The 21,259-nt window shown below is 59.0% G+C and carries 21 protein-coding genes and 2 pseudogenes; 17 read left to right on the forward strand and 6 right to left on the reverse strand.

The features are described from left to right. Positions 1 to 3 precede the first annotated feature (3 nt). The 5 genes from EN993_RS00835 to EN993_RS00855 are packed head-to-tail and all read left to right on the forward strand — an operon-like array spanning position 4 to position 3,475. Positions 4 to 501 carry a TadE/TadG family type IV pilus assembly protein gene (locus EN993_RS00835; protein WP_109670115.1) on the forward strand — a complete coding sequence of 166 codons (498 nt, stop codon included), beginning with the start codon at positions 4 to 6 and terminating at the stop codon, positions 499 to 501. Continuing rightward, positions 495 to 1,130, forward strand: coding sequence for a TadE/TadG family type IV pilus assembly protein (locus EN993_RS00840; protein WP_127262126.1), 636 nt, complete (start codon positions 495 to 497; stop codon positions 1,128 to 1,130). Before EN993_RS00835 ends, EN993_RS00840 begins: the two co-directional genes overlap by 7 nt. Continuing rightward, positions 1,127 to 2,290, forward strand: coding sequence for an AAA family ATPase (locus EN993_RS00845; RefSeq protein ID WP_127262127.1), 1,164 nt, complete (start codon positions 1,127 to 1,129; stop codon positions 2,288 to 2,290). The genes EN993_RS00840 and EN993_RS00845 overlap by 4 nt, the downstream gene beginning before the upstream one ends. Next, positions 2,274 to 2,879, forward strand: a complete 606-nt coding sequence (locus EN993_RS00850; RefSeq protein ID WP_109670121.1) for a L,D-transpeptidase — start codon at positions 2,274 to 2,276, stop codon at positions 2,877 to 2,879. Before EN993_RS00845 ends, EN993_RS00850 begins: the two co-directional genes overlap by 17 nt. Next, on the forward strand, positions 2,876 to 3,475 hold the full coding sequence (locus tag EN993_RS00855; protein WP_127262128.1) for a hypothetical protein: 600 nt from the start codon (positions 2,876 to 2,878) through the stop codon (positions 3,473 to 3,475). Before EN993_RS00850 ends, EN993_RS00855 begins: the two co-directional genes overlap by 4 nt. Positions 3,476 to 3,614: 139 nt before the next feature. On the opposite strand, the gene EN993_RS00865 is transcribed toward EN993_RS00855, so the two are convergent. Then, on the reverse strand, positions 3,615 to 4,148 hold the full coding sequence (locus EN993_RS00865; protein WP_109670125.1) for a hypothetical protein: 534 nt from the start codon (positions 4,146 to 4,148) through the stop codon (positions 3,615 to 3,617). 228 nt (positions 4,149 to 4,376) lie between these two features. On the opposite strand from EN993_RS00865, the gene EN993_RS00870 reads away from it, so the two are divergent. After that, a complete protein-coding gene (locus EN993_RS00870; protein ID WP_127262129.1) occupies positions 4,377 to 5,363 on the forward strand; it encodes a sugar kinase in 987 nt (328 codons plus the stop codon). Beyond that, positions 5,363 to 6,631 (forward strand): D-tagatose-bisphosphate aldolase, class II, non-catalytic subunit, encoded by a 1,269-nt coding sequence (locus tag EN993_RS00875; RefSeq protein WP_127262191.1) that lies wholly within the window; start codon positions 5,363 to 5,365, stop codon positions 6,629 to 6,631. The genes EN993_RS00870 and EN993_RS00875 overlap by 1 nt, the downstream gene beginning before the upstream one ends. A gap of 58 nt (positions 6,632 to 6,689) precedes the next feature. On the opposite strand, the gene EN993_RS00880 is transcribed toward EN993_RS00875, so the two are convergent. The 3 genes from EN993_RS00880 to rocF form a co-directional block, all read right to left on the reverse strand. Next, positions 6,690 to 8,036: an FAD-binding oxidoreductase gene (locus tag EN993_RS00880; RefSeq protein WP_127262130.1), complete on the reverse strand. Its 1,347-nt coding sequence runs from the start codon at positions 8,034 to 8,036 to the stop codon at positions 6,690 to 6,692. A 319-nt stretch (positions 8,037 to 8,355) separates the two neighbouring features. Then, positions 8,356 to 9,402, reverse strand: coding sequence for an ornithine cyclodeaminase (locus EN993_RS00885; protein ID WP_109670135.1), 1,047 nt, complete (start codon positions 9,400 to 9,402; stop codon positions 8,356 to 8,358). 3 nt (positions 9,403 to 9,405) lie between these two features. After that, complete coding sequence (gene rocF, locus EN993_RS00890) at positions 9,406 to 10,326, reverse strand: arginase (protein ID WP_126067895.1); 921 nt, start codon at positions 10,324 to 10,326, stop codon at positions 9,406 to 9,408. A gap of 132 nt (positions 10,327 to 10,458) precedes the next feature. On the opposite strand from rocF, the gene EN993_RS00895 reads away from it, so the two are divergent. After that, on the forward strand, positions 10,459 to 10,896 hold the full coding sequence (locus tag EN993_RS00895; protein WP_127262131.1) for an Lrp/AsnC family transcriptional regulator: 438 nt from the start codon (positions 10,459 to 10,461) through the stop codon (positions 10,894 to 10,896). Positions 10,897 to 11,439: 543 nt separating this feature from the next. Then, a pseudogene (locus EN993_RS00900) lies at positions 11,440 to 11,973 on the forward strand (alpha-D-glucose phosphate-specific phosphoglucomutase); the annotation flags it as partial. Here the strand turns inward: EN993_RS00900 and EN993_RS00905 are convergent. Continuing rightward, positions 11,891 to 12,507 (reverse strand): annotated as a pseudogene (locus EN993_RS00905) (DUF488 domain-containing protein). The pseudogenes EN993_RS00900 and EN993_RS00905 overlap by 83 nt on opposite strands. Positions 12,508 to 12,708: 201 nt before the next feature. On the opposite strand from EN993_RS00905, the gene EN993_RS00910 reads away from it, so the two are divergent. The 8 genes from EN993_RS00910 to EN993_RS00955 all read left to right on the forward strand — a co-directional run bounded on the left by EN993_RS00910 (position 12,709) and on the right by EN993_RS00955 (position 19,558). Continuing rightward, the gene (locus EN993_RS00910) at positions 12,709 to 12,924 is read left to right on the forward strand and encodes a DUF2945 domain-containing protein (protein ID WP_126067837.1); all 216 of its coding nucleotides are present in this window, start codon (positions 12,709 to 12,711) and stop codon (positions 12,922 to 12,924) included. 253 nt (positions 12,925 to 13,177) lie between these two features. Continuing rightward, positions 13,178 to 13,468 (forward strand): hypothetical protein, encoded by a 291-nt coding sequence (locus EN993_RS00915; RefSeq protein ID WP_127262132.1) that lies wholly within the window; start codon positions 13,178 to 13,180, stop codon positions 13,466 to 13,468. A gap of 60 nt (positions 13,469 to 13,528) precedes the next feature. Beyond that, positions 13,529 to 13,777, forward strand: a complete 249-nt coding sequence (locus EN993_RS00920) for a hypothetical protein (RefSeq protein ID WP_127262133.1) — start codon at positions 13,529 to 13,531, stop codon at positions 13,775 to 13,777. A 73-nt stretch (positions 13,778 to 13,850) separates the two neighbouring features. After that, on the forward strand, positions 13,851 to 15,086 hold the full coding sequence (locus tag EN993_RS00925) for a hypothetical protein (RefSeq protein ID WP_127262134.1): 1,236 nt from the start codon (positions 13,851 to 13,853) through the stop codon (positions 15,084 to 15,086). A gap of 541 nt (positions 15,087 to 15,627) precedes the next feature. Continuing rightward, on the forward strand, positions 15,628 to 16,086 hold the full coding sequence (locus EN993_RS00930; protein WP_127262135.1) for a MucR family transcriptional regulator: 459 nt from the start codon (positions 15,628 to 15,630) through the stop codon (positions 16,084 to 16,086). 1,035 nt (positions 16,087 to 17,121) lie between these two features. Next, entirely contained in the window at positions 17,122 to 17,436 is a 315-nt protein-coding gene (locus EN993_RS37600; protein ID WP_245468579.1) for a hypothetical protein, read from the forward strand. Positions 17,437 to 18,113: 677 nt separating this feature from the next. Beyond that, the gene (locus tag EN993_RS00950) at positions 18,114 to 19,112 is read left to right on the forward strand and encodes a hypothetical protein (protein WP_127262137.1); all 999 of its coding nucleotides are present in this window, start codon (positions 18,114 to 18,116) and stop codon (positions 19,110 to 19,112) included. Beyond that, positions 19,109 to 19,558 (forward strand): DUF2059 domain-containing protein, encoded by a 450-nt coding sequence (locus EN993_RS00955; protein ID WP_127262138.1) that lies wholly within the window; start codon positions 19,109 to 19,111, stop codon positions 19,556 to 19,558. The genes EN993_RS00950 and EN993_RS00955 overlap by 4 nt, the downstream gene beginning before the upstream one ends. Positions 19,559 to 19,619: 61 nt before the next feature. Here EN993_RS00955 and EN993_RS00960 read toward each other — a convergent pair whose 3' ends face one another. Then, entirely contained in the window at positions 19,620 to 21,227 is a 1,608-nt protein-coding gene (locus tag EN993_RS00960) for a DUF6473 family protein (RefSeq protein ID WP_127262139.1), read from the reverse strand. Between the last annotated feature and the right edge of the window lie 32 nt (positions 21,228 to 21,259).

Here is a 21,259-nt window from a genome sequence, read left to right on the forward strand (position 1 = left end):
GCCATGTTCATCAAACTGAGGCAGTTCCTCCAGCGGTTCCATCATGACGAACAAGGCGCTGCCTTGGTCGAGATAGCGATCGTTACGCCATTCGTGTTGCTGCTGGCAGCGGGTGTCTTCGAGTTCTCGAACATCTTCAACACGCGCCTGCTTCTCGAAGCTGGCGTCGAGGATGCCGCTCGCTATATGGCGCGCTGCAGCAGTGATTGGGACACCTGTTCAGCTTTGGCAACAAACCTCGCAGTGAACGGGGCCGTCACAAACGGTAGCCAGAGGGTTACCGGGTGGACCGCGGCTCAAGTCTCCATCACCAAGGCACAATCGCTCCAGGCGACCGATGCCACGACCGGTACCCAGCTCTATCTCAGCAGCACCGGCACCGTCATTGTCGTGCAGGTCAAAACGTCATATCCATATCCTACTCTGGGTCTCTGGTCTTATCTTGGCTTTGCTGATCTTACGCTCACTGTGTTCCATCAGGAGCGTGTCTTCGGATGGTGATCTCGCACGGCACGTTCTGGAGAAACCAATCCGGCGCGACAATGGTGGAGGCGGCCATTGCAATGCCCGTGCTGCTGACTCTGCTGCTCGGTTTCGTCGACTTCGGCTACGCCTTCTACCAATGGAATGCTGGTAACAAAGCGGTCCAGGCCGGCGCCAGGCTGGCGCAGATTTCCGCTCCAATCGCCAGCGGACTTCTGCTCGAGGCAAAAACCCCCAGCGACTCACTGGATGTGGGAAAGGCGGTTCCAGCCAACATTTACAGCTATATCTGTACCGCCAGTGCCGCCGGAGTTGTATCTTGCACTTGTGGAACAGGCGCCACATGCCAAAACCTTGCTGTGAACCAGGCCGCTTTCGACTTCATCTTTAGCGGCAGCAGCAGCCGGCCGGGGATGCTGACTTTCCTGCCGACCCTTCTGAAATCCGAGGTCCAGATTCAGTATCAGGCCTCGGGCCTCGGCTACTGGACGCGCCCCAATGGGCCGGTACCAACGATCACCGTCAGTATTGAAAAACATCCCTTCCAGTTCTTCTTTCTGGCCGGTTTTCTCGGGTTCGGAACCATCACAATGCCCTCCATGCTGAGCACGGTCACGGGCGAAGACATGAAGAGCACCTATCCATGAATGCCATCAACACCAAGGTTACGCCGACCAAGCGCAAGCAGGTGGCGCTGTTTTCGTCGGATCCGCAATTCAGGCGCGATGTGGCGACGCGGCTCGATGCGCTGGCGATCTATGATGTCCGGGTTTCCGAGACGGGTGATTTTCTCAAGGGGCCGCCGGCGGACACACGCCCGGGCATCGTCATCCTGGATCTCGGCAATGGCGAGTTGCTTGGCAGGCCCGGCATCGTCGAGGCGCGTGCGCTGTGGGCTGATGTGCCGCTTATCGCTGTTTCCGACGAGCTGACCTCAGAACAGACGCGCGTGCTGGTGCGCATGAACGCCTCGGACTGGCTGCACAAGCCGCTCGACGGCAAGGAGCTGCTCAACGCGGTGACCTTCCACGACACCGGCAACCAGGGAACGAAAAGCCGGATCATCACCTTCATCGGTGCCAGCGGTGGCGCGGGCGCCACGACGCTGGCGCTGTCGGCGGCCGAATTCCTGGCTTCGAAATCGGCTGAGCGCGCGGCGTCCACCTGCCTGGTCGATCTCGATTTCCAAAGCGCCAATTGCGGCGCCTATCTCAATTTGTTCAACCAGTTCGATCTTGCCGGCATCATCGGCCAGCCGGAACGGCTCGATGTCGAACTGATGGATGTGATCAAGCTGTCGCGTCCGTCCGGCCTCACCCTCTACGCGTTCGAGCGGCCGCAATTGCCGTTCGAGCCGCATGGCAGCGATTTCGTCTTCCGGCTTCTCGACCTGGTCGCCTACCGCTTCGACGACATCGTCATCGACCTGCCCAATCTGGAAACGCCGTGGCACAATTCCGTGCTGTCGACGAGCGACGAGATATTCATCGTCTTCGAACTCAATGTCGCTTCGCTGCGGCAAGGCAAGCGGCTCTACAAGAAGATCCGCGAACTGCGCGGCAACGCGGTCAACATCACGCTGGTCGCCAACAAGCACAAGCGCAAATGGTTCGGGAACCATTTTTCGCGCAGCGAGCTCGAAAAGATATTCAAGGCGCCGCACATCAAGTCGGTCGCACTGGACAACGCCCTTCTGAGCGATGCGCTGAACAGGGCCATCCCGCCTTCCGAAGTGGATGGACGGGCGCGCTTCAACAAGGATCTGAAGCGGATGTTCAAAGAGCGGCTCGATGACGCTGCCCGATAGATATCGGATCGCGAGATACCGGATCGCTGGGCGGCTGGCCGGCGCCTGCGTGCTCGGCGTGGCGCTGGCGCTGTCCGTCCAGGACTTCGCCGAAGCGCGATCGGCGCTTTCGGAACGGCCGCCGCTGCCGGCGATGGGGCCTAGCCTGCGCAAGGCTGTTGCCTTCGCAACTGCCGAGCAACCAGGAACGATCATCATCCGCAAGGACGAGAAGGCGCTTTACCTGGTGACCCGCCAGGGCCAGGCGCTGCGCTACCAGATCAGCGTCGGGCGCGACGGGTTTGGCTGGACGGGCGTCGTCAAGGTGGGGGCGAAGACCGAATGGCCGGAGTGGCGCCCGCCCCAGGAAATGCGGGCCCGCCAGCCGGAGCTGCCGAAGATGGTGCCCGCCGGCCCCTACAATCCGCTGGGCGCAAGAGCGCTCTATCTGTCTCGTGACGGGCGCGACACGCTCTACCGCATACACGGCACCAACGATCCGTCGGGTGTCGGCTTCGACGGGACGTCAGGCTGTTTTCGTCTTACCAACACGGATGTGATCGATCTTTTCAAGCGCGTCGCGGTCGGCGCAAAGGTGGTGGTCCAATGACGACGATCAGCGAACCGGACATGCCGGCGATCGACATCGGAAACCAGGAACAGCGCGAACAGCGCGCCATCGAGAAACCCAGTAACATAAAGACGATCGGCGTCATCGTCGCCTGCGGCGCCCTTGTGATCACCGCGATCAACATGGCGGCTGCGGTCTATCTCTATCGGGGCATAAGCGACCTGCGTTTCGTCGAAGCGCGGCTGGAGCAGCTCGGAGCTTTCGAACAGCGGATCGCGGCCAGGCTCGACACGGTCAACAACGGCTTCCAGAGCCGGTTCGAGAAACTGGACAGCCAACTGCAAGGCAGCTTCAACGAGATCAATGGCAACATTGCCCGTTTGGGGCAGAATGTGCCGGTTGCCGGCGGCGAGGCCGTGTCGAGTGCGGCCGAACCGTCCGAGATCACCACCAGCACGCTGGCGCAAGCGCCCGAAGCTCTCGACGGCGAGAGCGCGAGCGAACCCGGCGTCATCGAAGCACCGCGTGCGCCGAGGAAGAGCACTGCACCGGCATCGCCCCCTGCCCCAAGCTCCAACTACCAGCGCATCCAGCAGCCTGACGGCAAGGTCTATTACCGCAGGATCAACAATTAAAGCGCGTCGCGTTTGAACGGATTCAGGCGACGCGCTTTAGGTCTTTGTTTTTATGCATGTCGTTTTCCCAAAACCGAGGTCACTTTTGGGCGACATGCATTAGACCTGACGTGCTGGATCCGGGCAGGATGCGAGCGGTTCAGAGATCGCGCTGAAGGGCCAGGATGCGGATGGCCCGCACGGACCGATCGCGCGCTTCAGCCAGGAAAGCGATGTGGCAGTAGGCACAGGCCACGGTGCCCAGAAGCAGCACCAGGCTGTTCTTCAAGGTGAAATCGATAGCCAGCGAGTACGGAAGACCCCTGGGCGACGTGAACGCCGCGATCGTGCTCGCCGTTTCAGAGTGGGTGCCGACGGCGATCATCAGCCCGGCGAGAATCAAGGCGACGTGGTTGGCGAGGAACGGGAATGCCGACCTTTTGGTGTGGCACGCCATCCAGCAGACGATCGATACCGCGGCAAGGATGGCGGCGTCGACAGCCATGGAGCCGCCCAGCCAGAGATTGACCTGCTGCCAGAGCATCGTCGACAGAGGGCGCAGTTCAAGCCATATCCACCATGCGGTGGGGCTGGCTGGATAGGTTCCCAGCAAGAAGGTCGCCACGCGCTCCCCTGCCAGGATCGAAAGAATGAGAAATGGGAAGGCAAAAAGCAGAAGCGGCTTGCGTTTCATGTTCCCTCGACAATCTGCAAGCCAGGATAGACCGCATAGATTGCGCGAAGCTTAACGGCTCTATGGAGATATCCTGGTGGCACGAAGTCGGATCCTGCCTGAGGGGCTACGTCCGGCCCTCCCCGATTGCGATGGCATCTAGTCGATTCACATCGATCCGGTAAGAATCCCCTTGCGCCTCGGCCTCGTGGACCGCAAACGACACCACACCCCAGGATTAGACGCTTGATGAACGACACCCCCAAAACGCTGGCACCGGACTCGCTCGGGCCAACCGTGACGATTGGAGAAATCCTGGTAGAGATCGTCGCAAGGGAGACCGGCACCGGCTTTCGGGAACCTATCGACCTCATTGGTCCCTTTCCGAGCGGCGCGCCCGCCATCTTCATCGATCAATGCGCGCGTATGGGCGGAGCGGCCGCGATGGTGGGCGTGGTCGGCGACGATGATTTCGGCTTCGTCAACATCGAGCGCCTGAAGCGAGACGGCGTAGACATTTCCGCCATCGCTGTTTCCCCGGATCATCCGACGGGCAGCGCCTTTGTTCGCTACCGCGAGGATGGAAGCCGCGATTTCGTCTACAACATCGCCAAATCCGCCGCCGCCCGGCTGGAATGGATCCCGCAGGTCGAGGCGCTGATCGCGCGTTGCGGGCATATCCACGTCATGGGAACGGTGTTCGCAAGCCCCGCCGCCTGGGCGATCACCGAGCGCGCGATCCCCTTGATCAAGGCACGCGGCGGCACCATGTCGCTCGATCCGAACCTGCGCAAGGAATTGCTGGCGCACGGCCAGACCGGGGAGAAATTCGCAAGTCTGGTAGACAAAGCGGACCTGCTGCTACCCTCGGGCAACGAATTGTTCCTGGCCGCAGGCATGGACGGCGAGGAACGCGCGATCGAGGCGCTGTTCAGACGAGGGGTCCAGGAGATCGCCGTCAAACGCGGCGAACATGGCGCGTCGGCCCGTCAACGCACCGGCGCCCGCGCCGATTGCCCCGGCCTCATCGTCGAGGAAACGGACCCCACGGGCGCCGGCGACTGTTTCGGGGGAGCCTATGTCGCATGCCGGCGGCTGGGCATGCCGCTGCAGACGGCGCTCGAATTCGCCAACGCGGCAGGAGCGCGCAACGTCACACGCCTCGGCCCCATGGAGGGAGCCGGCACGCGTGCCGAACTGGAAGATTTCATGGCAAGAACGGCGAGAAGAAGCTGATGCGTGTGGCGATCGAAGATTTGCCGGCCCTGTACAGGGAACGAAAGAAGATCGGGGTGACCTCGGTGTGTTCGGCACACCCGTTGGTGCTGAAAGCTGCACTGCGCCATGGCCGGGAAACCGGCACCACCGTCCTGATCGAGGCGACGTGCAACCAGGTCAATCATCTGGGCGGTTATACGGGCATGACGCCGGCCGATTTCGCGGCGATGGTGGACGCACTCGCGGCAGCCGAGCAATGCCCGAAAGAGCTGATCGTGCTTGGCGGGGATCATCTCGGCCCTAGTCCCTGGAAGGACCGGCCCGCCGAGGAGGCGATGGCACAGGCCGGGACCATGGTCGATGCTTATGTCCGCGCCGGCTTCCGCAAGATCCACCTCGATGCCTCGATGGGTTGCGCGGGTGAACCGGCGGCGCTCGACGACCACACGGTGGCCGAGCGCGCCGCCAAGCTGGCGGGCGTCGCGGAACAGGCGGCAGCGCAGAGCAGCAAGGCAAGCCCGGTCTACATCATCGGCACGGAAGTGCCACCGCCCGGCGGCGCCGATCACGCATTGGATGCGATCACCCCGACCAGTCCGGAGGCGGCTCGCCAAACATATGCCATTCACGCCAAAGCATTCCAGGCCGCCGGGCTTGAAAGCGCGTTTTCCCGCGTCATCGGGCTTGTGGTGCAGCCGGGCGTGGAGTTCGGCAACCAGAATGTGATTTTCTACGATCGGGCGAAGGCCCGTGATCTGGCGGCAACGCTGAACAGATTGCCATCGCTCGTTTTCGAAGCCCATTCGACGGATTATCAGGGCGAGAGGCCGTTGCGTGAACTCGTCGAGGACGGCTTCGCCATCCTCAAGGTCGGCCCCGAGCTGACCTTCAAACTGCGCGAGGCGCTGTACGCGCTCGACCTGATCGCTTCCGATCTGGTGCCCTTCTATGGCGAGCGGCCGCTTCACCACGCCATGGAAGAGTTGATGCACGGCGCCCCCAAGAACTGGGCAAGCCACTATCACGGCAGCGATGCCGACAAGCGGATGCTGCGCCACTACTCCTATTCCGATCGCATCCGATACTATTGGGCGACCCCGCAAGCCCGTGCCGCATGCGACCGACTCTTCGATACGTTGAAGGGCCGGAAGGTGCCGGTGACGCTGTTTCTCCAGCACCTGCCTTCGGCGCTCGCTTGGGCCGACCGCGCCTGCGACGGCGAGGACATCGCGATCGATCACGTCCAGCAAAGCATCGAGGTGTACGCTCGGGCATGCGGCACCTGAACCCTGCGTCCGGCCCCCTTCAAGGTTAGAGCCGACGAGCCGGCGGGCGGCTGAACGCTTACAGCGACGGTCCCAATCGGATCGGGCTGCCGTCGCTGAAACGGGATTGACGGAACCTGTGGAGATTGTGCCCGGTCTCGTTGCCCTGGATCAAATCGGACAGGATGCGGCCCATTCCGGGTCCTATGCCGAAGCCGTGGCCACTCATCCCGGTCGCGACAACGAGGCCCGGGATCGCAGCGGCGCGATCGACGATAGGCACGACATCCGGCATCGCATCGATCATGCCGGCCCAGTTCGCCCTGATCGGCACTGTCTTGAACTGCGGGAAAAGCTCCCTGAACCCGCTGTCGATGGCGCGGAGCGCCGAGGCCTCCGGAGCGGGATTGAGGACGCGCATCCGTTCGAACGGGGTTTCCTTGTCAGCGTCCCATCTTCGCGGAGTTGACCAGGCGTCCGGATATCCGCGCGGCGCGGCCGGCAGGTAGCGTGTGCCAAAGGGATTGGCCATCAGGGCGCTGACATATTTGCCCGCATGGCGAAATGCGTCCGGCCCTATGTAGAGTTGGTTGCTGCCTCCCGATGCGAGCGTGTACCCGCCATCCTGCCTGCGCCGGAAAGCGATGCGTTCGTCCGCGGCGGCACCGGCGTGGATTTCCGCCATCGGCGCAGTCGCGGCGACGGTCGCCCTGACGCTGAGCTGCGGGATCGAGATGCCGTGCGCGCGCAGGAAGAGCGATGTCCAGGCGCCGCTGGCGACGAGGACGCTCGAAGTGGCGATATGGCCCCGCTCGGTCCAGACGCCGCTGATCCGGCCGGCCGAGATGTCGAGCATACGTGCCGCACAATTCTCGATGATCGTGACGCCTTGCCGGGCGGCCAGGCGAGCGATCGCGGGCACGGCAACCCAAGGCTCGGCGCGCATGTCCGATGGGGTGGTCATGGCGCCTTTGAACGGTAGCGACATGGCCGGGATCAGGCTTGCCACCTCACCCTGGTCGAGGAGACGCGTGTCGACGCCATGAGCCTGGGCGATCTTCAGGAATTTCGCGAAACCAGCCATCTCCTTGTCGGTCCGCGCAAGGTAGGTAACGCCCGTCTGCTTCAGTCCTATGTCCTCGCCGCATTCCTGCGCCAGTTGCCGCCAGAGGCGCTGCGCTTCGATCACGATCGGCAGTTCGTCGGCATCGCGGCCCTGTTGCCGGATCCAGCCCCAATTGCGCGAGGATTGCTCGGCGGCGATGCGTCCCTTTTCCAGCAGCGTCACCGAGATGTTGCGTCGCGCCAGGAACAGTGCCGTGGTCACGCCAATGACGCCGCCGCCGATGATCACGACTTCCGAGGTCTTCGGCAGCGGGTCTTGAAACTGGATTGGAATGGCTTCGGTGAAGGGGAAGATTGTCAAGGAGCACTTCCTTATTGGTATGCTACGGCGGTATATCGTGCTGTGTCGACGATCAAATCCGATGGTAGCGTTGGCTGGAATCGATACTAGAATCAAGCCTTTGACTATCCGATCTTCTCGATTCCCGCCTAGGCATGTCTCGGCAGCGCCTGGAGCACCCTGGTGATGAACATGCTGAATTCGACCCGCCGGCGTCATAGTCTATGAAGGCAAGTGGGTCGCGGCTCCGGTCAACGTCCACTCGGTCAACTGGCGGCTTCGACGGCTTACCAAGGGTGTGTTGTCGTATGGCCGACGCCCAGCAGCCCGCACAGCAGTTTCAGTCTTGCCTTGCCGCACGCAAAAGCATTCCAAAGAGGTCGCGCGGCTCATCAGGATCGGCAAGGAGATCCAGCTCCTCGTAAAGGCCGGTGTCGGCGAGTTGATCGCGCACGTAGCGGAGAGCAGAGAAATCCTCGGTGGCGAAGCCGACGGAATCGAACAGCGTCACCGCCTGGTTGTTGCTGCGCCCCTCGGCCGTTCCAGCCATCACCTCCCACAATTCGGCGACGGGATGATCCGGATCGAGTTGCTGGATTTCACCCTCGATGCGCGTCTGCGGCGTGTACTCGACGATAATCCGCGACCGCAGCAGGATGTCACGATGGAGTTCCGTCTTGCCCGGGCAGTCGCCGCCGACCGCGTTGATGTGGACGCCGCTGCCGACCATGTTGTCGGTGAGGATGGTCGCATATTGCTTGTCGGCGGTGACCGTGGTGATGATCTGCGCGCCCTCCACTGCGGCATGTGCCGAAGCGCAGGACGTGATGTCGAACCCCAGTCCCGCCAGATTATCCGCGCATTTGCGCGTGGCTGCCGGGTCGATGTCGTAGAGGCGCAGCTTGTTGACGCCGAGCAGCGCCTTGAAGGCGAGCGCCTGGAATTCCGACTGGGCGCCGTTGCCGATGATGGCCATGCAGTCCGCGCCCTTCGGCGCCAGGTATTTTGCGGCGACCGCCGACGTTGCCGCCGTGCGCAAGGCGGTCAGGATGGTCATCTCGGAGAGCAGCATCGGATAGCCGTTGCCGACATCGGCTAGGACGCCGAAAGCGGTGACCGTCTGGCGGCCCTCACGCATGTTCTTGGGGTGGCCGTTGACGTATTTGAAGCCGTAGAGGCGGCCGTCGCTCGTCGGCATCAGTTCGATCACCCCGTCAATGCTGTGCGAGGCGACGCGCGGCGTCTTGTCGAACAGCGCCCAGCGACGAAAGTCCTCCTCGATGTAAGCTGCGAGATCGATGAGGAAGCGCTCGACGCCGATGGCAAGCACCAGCTTCATCATGTGGTCGACGCTGACGAAGGGGACGATGTTCAGCTTGGCGTTCATCGATCAAAAGCTCCTGGTCGGCCGGTCCATGATACGGCGGCCCATCAGGCTTGCCGTCAGGTCGACCATCAGCGTGGCCGTGCGGCCGCGCTCGTCGAGAAAGGGGTTGAGTTCGACAAGGTCGAGACTGCTAACCAGGCCGCTATCCGAAAGCATCTCCATGACCAGATGGGCCTCGCGAAACGTTGCTCCACCCGGAACGGTCGTGCCGACCGCGGGAGCGATCGACGGATCGAGGAAGTCGACATCGAGACTGACATGCAGCAGGCCATTCTCGAGCGTCACCCGCTCCAGAAAGGCACCCAGAAGCGGCGCGATGCCATGTTCGTCGATGGCGCGCATATCGTGCACGGTGACGCCCGCGGCGCGCAGCGCCTGCCGCTCGGCCGGATCAACGCTGCGAATACCCAATGTGCAGATGCGGGCCGGGTCTATCCGCTCCGGCAGATCCGGAAAATAGCCGTGGAAGCCCGGCTGGCCGCTGGCGTAGGCAAGCGGCACGCCATGCAAATTGCCGCTGGCGGTGGTGTCGAGCGTGTGAAAATCGGGATGCGCGTCGAGCCACAGCACAAATAGCGGCCTGCCGGTTTGCGCCGCGCGACGGGCCAGTCCCGACAGGGTTCCAGCGGAGATGGAGTGATCTCCGCCGAGAAAGATCGGCATGGCGTCCGCGCTGGCGGCATAGGCTGCATCCGCGATGCCCGCCGTCCACGCTGAAATCTCCGGCAGCGCCTTCAGCGCCAGGTTGCCATGGGCGATCGGGCGCACCGGCGTCGGCGCGACGGTGCCAAGATCAGCAACCGCATGGCCAAGGTCCCTGAGGGCGCCGACCAGCCCCGCCGTCCGCAAGGCGCTCGGTCCCATTTCGCAGCCCATTCGGCCAGCGCCGTCCTGCACCGGCGCACCCAATATGTTGCAGTTCATGCAAGCACTCTCCCTCTATGAGGCCCAGGAGGTGTTGAACCGTATGCTGCCGGCAGAATGAATAGAGCTGATTGGCAAAACCAGCAGTAAGAGTTATCGTTTTGAGACATCAGGCTACCATATTGGACAATTGTGGATTCTCTCGACCAGAAACTCATCACACTCCTGCGCCACAGCGCGCGGCGGAGCATCTCCGACCTGGCGGCGGATCTTGGCGTGTCGCGCGCCACGGCACGCTCGCGAATGGAGCGGCTTGAACAGTCCGGCGAGATCATCGGCTATACGGTCATCTTGCGCGCCGAAGCGATCAGCTCGGCTGTCAGGGGTATCATGATGATCGAGATCGAAGGCCATGCGGCCGATCGGGTGATCCGCGCTCTTGGTGGCTTTGCGGAAGTCGCTACGATTCATACGACCAATGGCCGCTGGGATCTGGTGGTTGAACTCAACACGGCAACCCTCACCGAGTTAGATGCGGTGTTGCGCCGGATTCGCCTGGTGCCCGGTATCACCGGCAGCGAGACGAGCCTGCTGCTGGCCACGCCGCGCAGCACAAAAGCCCGTCTTTAGGCACGGCTGCGTGGGTTAGGGTCGGCGGGGCTCTGCACGCTTGATAGCGCACTGGTAGCGAATGCGCGCGGCGTCTGGGTTTTCGCCCAACATGAGAGAAGACCATAGCGCGGTGTCGGCAGCTTCATGGAGGTCACGGGCAGTACGCGCCTTCAACCGGTCAGCCGTATCCAAAGCACGCTGTACGAATGCACCGCGACCATCGAGATCCCTTAGCTCCTTTGGGACCCGTCGGTAGTAATGGAAGCGATCGCCCCGCCGCTACAGAAAGCGATCAGGATCATGCTCTTCGCGTCGCCTTCCCATGTCTTACGGTACCGTTTGTATCACAATAAGTAACACAATAGGCATCACAAAAGGCCAAAATGGCGCAAGGACTAGGTCGCTCGGCACAAAATTCTACAGAAAAATCAATGATTTGGAGAATCAATTGATGGTACCGTTGGCTGGGATCGATATGCCTAATAAGCTATTGTTTTTATTGTGCTTTTTACGCTCTCCTGCTCGATTTGTATCACAATAGGTAGCACAATAGGTAGCACAGACTGGGATGGCCAGATCCGCATGGACCCGTCTTCATCCTACGCCATGCAAAGGCTGATCAACATGAAGGACCAATTCGACATCGCTTTCGCATGCGACACCGATCACGACCGGCACGGTATCGTCACGCGCACCGGCGGGCTGCTGCCGCCCAATCACTATTTGTCGGTGGCGATTGACTATCTGTTCCAGCATCGCCCCGAATGGCGGGCGGACGCAGCCGTCGGAAAGACGGTGGTAAGCAGCCAGATGATCGATCGCGTCAGCGCCAGGCTCCGACGCAGGCTGTACGAAGTGCCGGTCGGTTTCAAATGGTTCGCCAAGGGGATTCAGGACGGCTCGCTGGGTTTTTGCGGCGAGGAAAGCGCCGGAGCGACGTTCATGCGCCGAAACGGTGCCGTCTGGACGACCGACAAGGATGGCATCGTTCCAGCCTTGCTGTCGGCAGAGATCATGGCGAGCATGGGCAAGGATCCCGGCGAGGTTTATCGCGACCTGACGAACGATCTGGGCGAGCCGGTTGCCGACCGTATCCAGGCCATCGCGACCCCGGTACAGCGCCGGGCGTCAGGCTGGCCTCCTCGACATGACCCGCCCAAGGATGTGCATGACGCGTTCGCCTTCTCCGAGCAGGTAGTCGGCAATGATGCGGCGGTGGCAGCGCCACCAGCCGGCTTCCGCGCACATAATTGCGCAGCGATGCTCACTGCCAAGCTCTCGCAGTTGCGCCAAGCCTTTGGCGAACGGCTTCGTCAGCGCATAGTCGGCGTAGTTGCGAAAGCTATTTACGCGCCAGTAGCTATTGGGGGAAGGCACCGGCCCACGCGCCTTGCCCCGCAAGCCGCCGAGCGCAGCGATATGCTCATAGCCGATCCGCCACGGCGCCAACGTTGTGGGAAGGCTGTTTTCGTTGAATTGCGGATTGGTGCGCGAGCGCGGCATCGACCTCACATCGACAACGAAATCGACACGAGCCCGCTGAAGCAGTTCGGCGAACTCGACGATCGCACGCGTGGAATGGCCTATGGTGAAGAAGCTGTTCGTTTCGATTCCAATCTGGCGGCGCACGGCGACCCTGGCCACCTCGGCGCGGATCGTAGCCTGTTTATCTTCCAGATCAAAAAAGCCGCCTGCATCGGGAAGCGATTCGCTGGAACCGAATTCGAGCGCAAAGGTTGAGTGGTGGATCATCGCCATTCGATTGCGCCATCCAGGTGCGGAATGGCGTCTTGGTTCCGCGAGAATCCCTGTCACCCTTGGTCGAGCCACATGGCGGATAGATTCGAAGTCGGCGATCACGTGAGCTGGAATTCGGAAGCCGGGGGCGTCAGCGGCACGATCGTTCGTGTGCACAAACACAATTTCGATGTCCATGGCTACACGCACCATGCAAGCGCTGAAGCGCCGCAATACGAGATAAAGAGCAGCAAGACTGAGCATATTGCCTTCCACAAGGGTTCGGCGCTCACCAGACTTCGCGACTGACTTTCGTCAGACGCGATTGATCAGAGAAAGCGGTTGCCCGATGCCCACCAACACGCAGCCTCGTTCGCCCGAGCCGCTCCGCGCCTCAGCGACGCCGATGATCGCATCCGTCTCAATCATTGGATGCCGCCGCAACAGGGGATTTTCCCACGCATCCGCATTGGGACTAGCTGGATCGATACGCTATGGGCGCTGCCGATCGGCGCCGCCGCGCTGCTCTGCATGATTGCCTTGGCACAAAGCTTGCGCGAGCGTGACCGCCTTCATCCAAAACCATCCAGGCATCGCGCAATCGGCGCCGGCGGTGGACTCCGGTTTCCCTGAGTGGCTGCAAGTCCAGCATTTTCTGAACATGTTCTTCATGCTGTTCATCATGCGGGCAGGCCTGCAGATCCTGGCTGATCATCCACGGCTCTATTGGGGCCGCGACTGCACGCCGGGGAACGATCATGGGTTCCAGCCATGTATCTCTCCAGAGGGGCCGGACGGTAGGCTTGATGGCTATGAGAGGGGGGGTAGCTACGCGGATACGGCAACGCGATAGTTCCACACCAAGCGGCAGCGTTCGTAGTCGCCGCAAACGATAACAACGAAAGGCACGGAGATGCCCGATAAACCCAACACAGAACGGCCACAGCGGATTGAAGACCATGCCAAGCACTTGGCAGCGATGGTCACCCCCAAAGATATAAGCGGCTACCGAAAAGTCCTGACCGACAACGAGCAATATTTCGCAATCGAATTGGCACGTTTCGTAGCCGCGATGGCCTCGCAGGATGGACTGCGCGAGGCTGCCGACAGGTTCCTAACAGCTGTGCAAACGAGTGGGGAACCTGATCAAATTTTTCGGTGAATACTTCCCGCCGCGGTTCAATCAAGGTCGCGCAGTTCGCTATTGTGCTTCCTTAAGAACTTGGAGGCGCGGGATGCCGGAAGGATATCTGTTTTCAGAGGGCTCGACCTTGGACTTGGCCAGACAGTTACCGGTTCTGGCGATGAATGAATTGAAGGCAATGCCAGAGAGCGTTTTTCTGTCGGTCCCAATGGAGGATGTGATCAGCGAACTTGTCGCCAAATTCCGCCCCGATTTGCCTACTGTGGACGAGGATAGTGTTTGGATCGATGAAGAGGAGCGAACCTATCAGCCACGCGGCCGAGATCGTTATGACATATTCAGTGACAGCTACGGAGATCCAGAGCCCCAAAGATTTCATGTCGTGATGTATCACCTGCCTTTCAGAGGAAACCGCGACCTTTTCCGGTTTCAGCCTTCGCGTGCGTCCTATCCAGGGCCCCAAGCCGCCATCATGGCAAACGACTTGGTGATCTCACTCCCTACGGCGGGAAAAAGTGGCGACCAGCTGAACGCCGAATTTGGGGCGGTGGTTAGAAGCATCAAAGAACATTTGGCTACAGCCGCATCGGATCTTCAACATGTGGCGAGCCAGATAGAGCAGCCCGCGCGCCAGTTTTTTGAGGCCCGCAAGGCGGAATTGTTGAAAGGCAAGGGCTTGGCCGCGTCGCTTGGCTTTCCAATGAAGCGCAGACCCGACGCTCCGACAACCTTCATTGCTCCTCAGATACGCCGGAAGGTCGTTCCCGTGCGGACAGAAACGGTTGCTCCGTTCAAACCCGAGCCCGAACTCGACGAGAAAGAGTACGCGCACATTCTTAGTGTCATCGAAAACATGACAAAGGTCATGGAGCGCAGCCCGCACACTTTTCACGACATGGGCGAGGAAGACATTAGGCAGCACTACTTGGTACAGCTCAACGGTCAGTACGAGGGCCAAGCCACCGGCGAGACCTTCAATCACGAGGGCAAAACCGACATTCTCATCCGCTCCGAAGGTCGTAACGTTTTCATCGCAGAATGTAAGTTCTGGCACGGCGAAAAGGTCTTTACGGAGACAGTCGACCAACTCCTCAGATACCTCAGCTGGCGCGACACCAAAGCGGCTCTTATCATCTTTAACCGCAACAAGGGCTTGTCAGGCGTTATCGAGACCGCAAACAAGGCCATCGAGGCCCATGCACAATATAAGCGCGGCCCTGTTGTTGAAGGCGACACTAGGTTCCGTTACGTCCTCGCAAACCCGGGTGACGTCAGCCGCGAAATCATTGTTACGTTGATGTTTTTCGACGTTCCGACGGCCCCATAACGACACCATCACAAAATCTTGCAGGCCGATTCCGCTGAATCGTAGACTCACCTCTTTCAGGAGGCGGACGTGGACGAGCGGACCTACAAGCTTTTCAGATACCACAGAGAAGCCCTGGATTTCTTCAAGAGCCCGAAGACGGCGTTGTGGGCGACCAAGCTCCACATGGCACTTAGGAGTCGTGCTCGCGATATCAGGCGCACGTGCCAGAAGTCGATGCCTTCAAAGCCGTCTGAAATACCAATCTAGTATCCAACTTTGTCCATGAGCGCTCGCAGTTCGGGCTGAGGCGCAACCCAGAAAGTTCGAAAAGCTTCCAGGAACCCCAGCCAAACCGGATGCTCGGCAGGCAACTTCGCTCCACAAGCCACGTTCGCTCTACGGTCGCTACTACTTCTGAAATAACATCAAAGGGTTGTCCGAAGTCCGTACGAATTCTGCGCCGGCTCCACTGCAGTTCGATAGACCAAGCTTAGGAGGGCGGTTGCGTCGTTGATCATCAACCAATAGAGAGGGGATAAATCAGACAAAAGGACCACCTATGACCAACGAATCCGACACCCGCGCTGCCGAACTAGCTGAGTTAATAGCCGACATTGTCTCAGCATATGTCAGCAACAATCCATTGCCGGTGTCTGGTTTGCCGGACGTGATAGCATCGGTTCATGCTTCGCTGTCCGGATTAGGCACGCCGATTCCGCCTGTCGTTGAACCGCAAACTCCCGCGGTCAACCCGAAGAGGTCGGTGACGCCGGACTTCATTATCTGCCTCGAAGACGGCAAGAAGTTCAAATCCCTGAAGCGGCATCTTAGCACGGACTTCGGCCTAACACCGGACGCCTATCGCGCCAAATGGAACTTGCCGCACGATTACCCTATGACAGCTCCAAATTACGCCGCTCAGCGCTCGCAACTTGCAAAGTCCATCGGGCTTGGCCGCAAGGCTGAACCCGTCGTACCAGCCAAGAAGGCACCTGCGAAGCGGAAAGCCAGAGCCTAGTCGGTCACCACCTGACGTAACGGAAAGACTCAGCTATGTGTTGAGAGCGGCGGACCTGAAAAGGACCGTCTGGCCGGCGCCATTCGGGCAACCTCCCAGCGAGGGCGCCGGCCTTTTTTCCTAGCGGGGCGGCAATAGCCGGCGAACACGTCTCAGGCATCTATCGCCAGGGCCTGAAGCTATCATCGGGCCGCTTCGCGATGATCGACAACGGCCTCGGATACGGCGCGAAGGTCACCATCCTGCCAGGACCCGTGCAGGAGCTCGCGCCTCCTCCCGCGTGTTAACGACGTCAAGAATGCTCTCGGCAAACCACGGCTTGGCCAAAATCTAATGATACCACCTCGCGATCTGTGGCGCGGTAGATTCCATAGCCAACCTTTGCTGAGCAGCCCCTCGTCGCACATCCGGGCCAGATAGCAGCGGGGAATTCCGATCTCAGTCAGCTCGCGCGTTCGCACTTCACGCTTTTCACGGGCGAATGCGACAGCGCGCTCTCGGAGGGATGGCCGAGACCCGCCGGCCAATTCGATGCGCTCCGCGCGCTCTCGGTCACGCTTGCGAGTCTTGACGGAAGGTTTTAGCGTAGTTTCGAGGGGGATCGGCAGCTCGTAGTTCGCGGTTTCATTCGGCCCGGGGAGCCGTAACGATTCAAAACTGCGAACGTCATGCCCAGCCCTATGGACCCCGGGCTTGCCCAGATGCGATGAGGTGTTGCCGTTCTGTATGAATTCCGATGCGTGTGCGCATCGATCAAGCTTGCCCGACCGCAGATTCATGCATTCCGACTTCTTTCACAAGTGCCCTCAATTCGGCTGGCGGCGCGAGGCAGAAAGTTCGGAAAGCTTCCAGGAACCCCAGTCGATGGCCAATTGTAGAACCATCTGTCGACGGCTTTGGCTTCGGAGAACGAATCCGCTGCGGGGAATGGGTGCGTGCTGCTAGGTAGAGAGCACGAGGCGGATATCGCGCTCGCATTGAGCGCCTGCCGGCCGGAGCAGAGCATCACGGGCTTCTTCAACACAGAGCCTGACCATGCCCTATCCTGTTCTCGATGCCTCAATCAGTCCACTGAGTCAGCGGTTGATCGACGACATGACCCTGCGCCGGTTGAGCCGGGAGACGCAGCGCAACAACGTCCGCGATTTCAGACGGTTCGCGCCCCTCCTTGGCCGGTCGCCGGACACGGCGACAGCGTACGACCTGCGCTGGTTCCCCGCGGGTTGCTTCTTCGGGGCCTTTCGTACGCCTGCCGGCATCCGAGAACTCTTCGCGAAAGTGGAACGGCAGCTTCGCGGCTCGCAACGGAAATATCAGACGTTCAATCTGCTTGCGGTGTCTGGGTCGTGAGACTAACCCACAGTGCGTCTTTGCAGGCAGCAGCCCCCGCGACTACAAAACACAGTGATACTTGACGCAAGTCGTCTTCCAAGATTACCCGATCCGGATACACAGTTGCGCGCCTCTACCGAACCTTGTCATGACTCGCGTATTCGATCCTTGAGTCAGTTAACTTCTATCTTCGATGGCACGATAGCTAGAATGCCGCTCGGCGATCGCGCTTAGCATCTCCTCGATTATCCGCTAGACAAACCGTGCTTTTTTTGCGAATTATTGGCCACTCTTGCGAGGTGTATCTCTTGTCCCTGCTCCGGATAGAGTTCGTCGCCAATCGGGATCGATGTGGCGCTTGCACTTTGCTTGATGAGCAGGGCGCCGTCATACTAGGTCCATTTCCCCTTGCGGGGCGCTCAAGCGACAAGATTGCCACGCTTCAAAATAACAGACAGCGAACCCCCGTGCTCCGCTTCGGCGATACGCCCACTGGTGGATACCGTGTCTGTCCGGTAGAGCTCGACGAATTGCGGTACCCGCCAGCTGAGTTCGGTGGCTCCGGGATAATTCCTCTTATTCCCATCTCGGACGACGCGGCCTGCGCAGAGGCTATTGGCCGATATTGCTTTGCAATTTTTGGTGGACCACTTGCACCCGACAGAAGTCTTCGCTCCACAGCGGGCGGGCTTCGGATGCATGACGCCGATTTCGCAGCAATCGTCGAGAATATGAAACTTATTTCGTGCACACGATGTAAGATCGTCGAAGTCGCAAGTCTGCCGGACTACGGGATCGTGTTCAACGACTGTAATTGTCAACACGCCGATCCATTGATTGCGCCCGAGTTTCAATCAACCGCCTCTGAAACTTTCCCGTCACATTCATGGGCCGCCAGCGCACTGGCCCTGGGCATGACGGTAACCTTTGCCGCATTGCCGACCTCGGTCTATGCTGACGACAGGACCAAGGCAGTTGAAACCGCCGACAACATCCAGGCGACTTTCCCAGAACGGAATGTTCTATTCGCACAAATTGCCCAAGAAAGCGGCGGATACGCTCGGCTTGCCTACAATTCGGATTCGTCCAGCGTCGAACCACCTGACAATCCGGCTGAACCCGATATTGTAAACTCCGAGACACAAAACGCTTTGCAGGGCGCACCGCCGCCCGAACCTCAGACCTATTCCTCAGAGGTTACGAAAATTAGTAATGAGGTAGTAAAGGACATACCTACTGAAGCGGCATCACAAACGGTCGACGTGTTGAAGTATGCTGCGGAAAAGATGGCAGATTCAAGCGAGGCGGCCAATTGGAGGCCAGCGGTAAGTGTCCTTGATAACGCTGATACCGAGTTCAGTATAAGTAATTATTCGGTAGCATCCGAGGCGTTGGAAGCTCTTGGAAATGCTTTCAAGCTCAAATCAGCTTACGATTCTGGAACTCGAATCGGAACAGCGATAAATGATCTTCAGGCAGGAAAAATCGACATGGTGACCTTCACGCAGCAGGTTGGCCCGGAACCCGCGAAAATTCTTGCTGCATATTCTGGAATTCCGTTCAGCGATCACGTCGTCGATCTAGGCGTCGCAACATTGAATAAGGGCGCGTCGTCCGCGATAGATTTCGGATTCGATATGTACGACAAATATAAGGGTTACGACGTACAACCGGCCCCAGGAGGAAAAAAGTGACAGCATCACGGCCGACGCCAAATAATACCCTGGTCGCTGCAATTTTCCTTGCCACCATAATATTTTCACCACCCGCGTTAGCTGACCCAGCCGATGATATCGTGCTAATACTTGGATACGATAAATATTACGACAACTTATCTTCGTTGACGGTGAATCAAGCAATGGAGAAACTGACAGCTCTAAAGATCCCTGGACCGTCTGACGCTCTGCCGAAACTTGAGGACGATGCCAGATCATATAAAGTTGTTTTTCTAGGAGCAATTGCCAAGTCATACCGTGCCAGGTTCACGCCTTCTGAGCTTGGCAACCTCCTCTCCTTTTACAAAAGCCCTTTGGGACAAAAGGTGGGAGATGTTCAAGGGCCTGTCAAAGATGACGTGGTGGCGGCATCGAGAAATCTCGGCGTGTATATCGGCGTTGAGGCTGCGCAATTAGCAAAGTGACGAGAGGCTCTACGACAGCGCCTCCTTCGTCAGCTCTTTTCATTTGTCGGCAGTGCGAAGGCTATCGATCGAAAAAAGAGACCCATCTCCGCATACGGGCCCTAAGAGCGTCTGCATCGACCAATGCGTCTTTTAGCTTTTCGGCGCCGGTTTTCCTAAATTTCACCCTTGCTGGACTATTCCGCGCGCGCAAACCCAGAAAATGGGCGGTTCGCTCGGCAATTCGCACTGGCCTGTTTGCCAGATCCTCGTAGAAAATTTTCAAAACCCTGTGATGAGCAAAGGCCTTTTCGAAAAATGCCTGGTGCTCCTCAATCTGTTGAATTGAATTAATAATTTCTCCTTCCGTCAAGGCAACCGGTTCCCGCTTGGTAATCGGGCTTGACCAGCCCTCTGCCCATTTTCCTGAAGATTGAGCCTGCTGTTCGGAGACAAGTCTTTTCAGCAAATTTCGCCTTAATAGGTGGATAATCATCACGTTCTCGTCTGACATCAGTGCCTGCAGAACTCGATCCTGCGAAAGTCCGTGACCATAAAGCAATTTGAATCCTGTGGCACTATACCCTTCGGCTTCGCTTCGCTCGCATAGCGCATTCCAAAACGAAACAGGATCGGTCCTTCGAAGTTCCAAAAGAGCAGGAACTTCTTCTACCGAAATATTATCCCATGGGATTACGTCCTTGTTGATATTTACTGGATTGAACAACTCGAATCCGCATTGGCAATCCTCGTAATCCTTCAGCAAGCCGATGAGAAGGTTTGTGCCAGTCCTCTCTCCCGCAATCACCACGAATCTTTGTTTTGTCAGATCTGAACGCTCCGGCTTGTAACGCCCGGTGTATTTTCGACAGACTTGCTCAAGAGCATCCGCAGCCTCAAGATGCATCGCCGGTGAGGGATAGTAATTATTTTCGAGCACTCCCTCTCTTGACGACGCGCCGTCTATCGAGCGCTCGCTCGGCCATAGCGTTTGCGGAAGGCCGGCAGTAGAGATGCATTCGACATATTCGTCGGAGAAAGCCGCAATCTCCTTCGTCATTCTTTCGTTGACCAACTGAGGCACTGCCTGAAAAAGACTGTAAGGCAAGTCGCTATAGTCGTCTTCATATGCAGAACGTCTACTAGAAAGCCAAAACAATATTTTTGGAGCTGATATCTCCTGCAGCAAATTAACAAAGACGTTCGTATAGTCCGCCCTCGTTTCTTCGGTGATCGTCTCGATCTCCTTCTGCGATGACGATGCTGCCAATTGTCGAAATAATTCTTCCGAACGCAGTGCTGATCCGTCCGACGTCCGGTACCCAGCATGACCGCCCGACTTGGAATTGTCGAACTGCGAATTCGAGGCGCTGCGCCCCGATAACACCTGGAGTACGACGGCCTCTGCTCCGTTCATGAGATCCAGGTAGGCGCGATTCATGAAATGTCGGGGGCCTGATCCTCCGACCCCGAGGTTCAGGACGGGCAAATCCAGCCGTCTGCCCAATTCGGTTGGAAATGGGTTCATTGCGAAGCGCCCGAACGTCTGAGCTGCCCCGACGAAAGCAAGATACGGTTTAGAGGTATCTACCGGCGGCCCGCGAAATGTTCTCCAGCTGAGGGTCGGAAGCTGATAAAGTTCGTAATCGAACCCACCTGCCTTATCGAGTTCCTGATAGAACTTACTCATGAGCTATTGTTCTCGCGACAACTCTGCGTGCG

The sequence above is a fragment of the Mesorhizobium sp. M7D.F.Ca.US.004.01.2.1 genome, from assembly GCF_003997785.1.
In the GTDB taxonomy this organism is placed as follows: domain Bacteria; phylum Pseudomonadota; class Alphaproteobacteria; order Rhizobiales; family Rhizobiaceae; genus Mesorhizobium; species Mesorhizobium loti.

Bases quoted from the DNA above. Each gene is read 5' to 3' on its own strand.
- EN993_RS00835 (WP_109670115.1), top strand. From the start codon at position 4: ATGTTCATCAAACTGAGGCAGTTCCTCCAGCGGTTCCATCATGACGAA.
- EN993_RS00840 (WP_127262126.1), top strand. From the start codon at position 495: ATGGTGATCTCGCACGGCACGTTCTGGAGAAACCAATCCGGCGCGACA.
- EN993_RS00845 (WP_127262127.1), top strand. From the start codon at position 1,127: ATGAATGCCATCAACACCAAGGTTACGCCGACCAAGCGCAAGCAGGTG.
- EN993_RS00850 (WP_109670121.1), top strand. From the start codon at position 2,274: ATGACGCTGCCCGATAGATATCGGATCGCGAGATACCGGATCGCTGGG.
- EN993_RS00855 (WP_127262128.1), top strand. From the start codon at position 2,876: ATGACGACGATCAGCGAACCGGACATGCCGGCGATCGACATCGGAAAC.
- EN993_RS00865 (WP_109670125.1), bottom strand. From the start codon at position 4,148: ATGAAACGCAAGCCGCTTCTGCTTTTTGCCTTCCCATTTCTCATTCTT.
- EN993_RS00870 (WP_127262129.1), top strand. From the start codon at position 4,377: ATGAACGACACCCCCAAAACGCTGGCACCGGACTCGCTCGGGCCAACC.
- EN993_RS00875 (WP_127262191.1), top strand. From the start codon at position 5,363: ATGCGTGTGGCGATCGAAGATTTGCCGGCCCTGTACAGGGAACGAAAG.
- EN993_RS00885 (WP_109670135.1), bottom strand. From the start codon at position 9,402: ATGAACGCCAAGCTGAACATCGTCCCCTTCGTCAGCGTCGACCACATG.
- rocF (WP_126067895.1), bottom strand. From the start codon at position 10,326: ATGAACTGCAACATATTGGGTGCGCCGGTGCAGGACGGCGCTGGCCGA.
- EN993_RS00910 (WP_126067837.1), top strand. From the start codon at position 12,709: ATGGCGGATAGATTCGAAGTCGGCGATCACGTGAGCTGGAATTCGGAA.
- EN993_RS00920 (WP_127262133.1), top strand. From the start codon at position 13,529: ATGCCCGATAAACCCAACACAGAACGGCCACAGCGGATTGAAGACCAT.
- EN993_RS00925 (WP_127262134.1), top strand. From the start codon at position 13,851: ATGCCGGAAGGATATCTGTTTTCAGAGGGCTCGACCTTGGACTTGGCC.
- EN993_RS00930 (WP_127262135.1), top strand. From the start codon at position 15,628: ATGACCAACGAATCCGACACCCGCGCTGCCGAACTAGCTGAGTTAATA.
- EN993_RS37600 (WP_245468579.1), top strand. From the start codon at position 17,122: ATGCCCTATCCTGTTCTCGATGCCTCAATCAGTCCACTGAGTCAGCGG.
- EN993_RS00950 (WP_127262137.1), top strand. From the start codon at position 18,114: ATGCATGACGCCGATTTCGCAGCAATCGTCGAGAATATGAAACTTATT.
- EN993_RS00960 (WP_127262139.1), bottom strand. From the start codon at position 21,227: ATGAGTAAGTTCTATCAGGAACTCGATAAGGCAGGTGGGTTCGATTAC.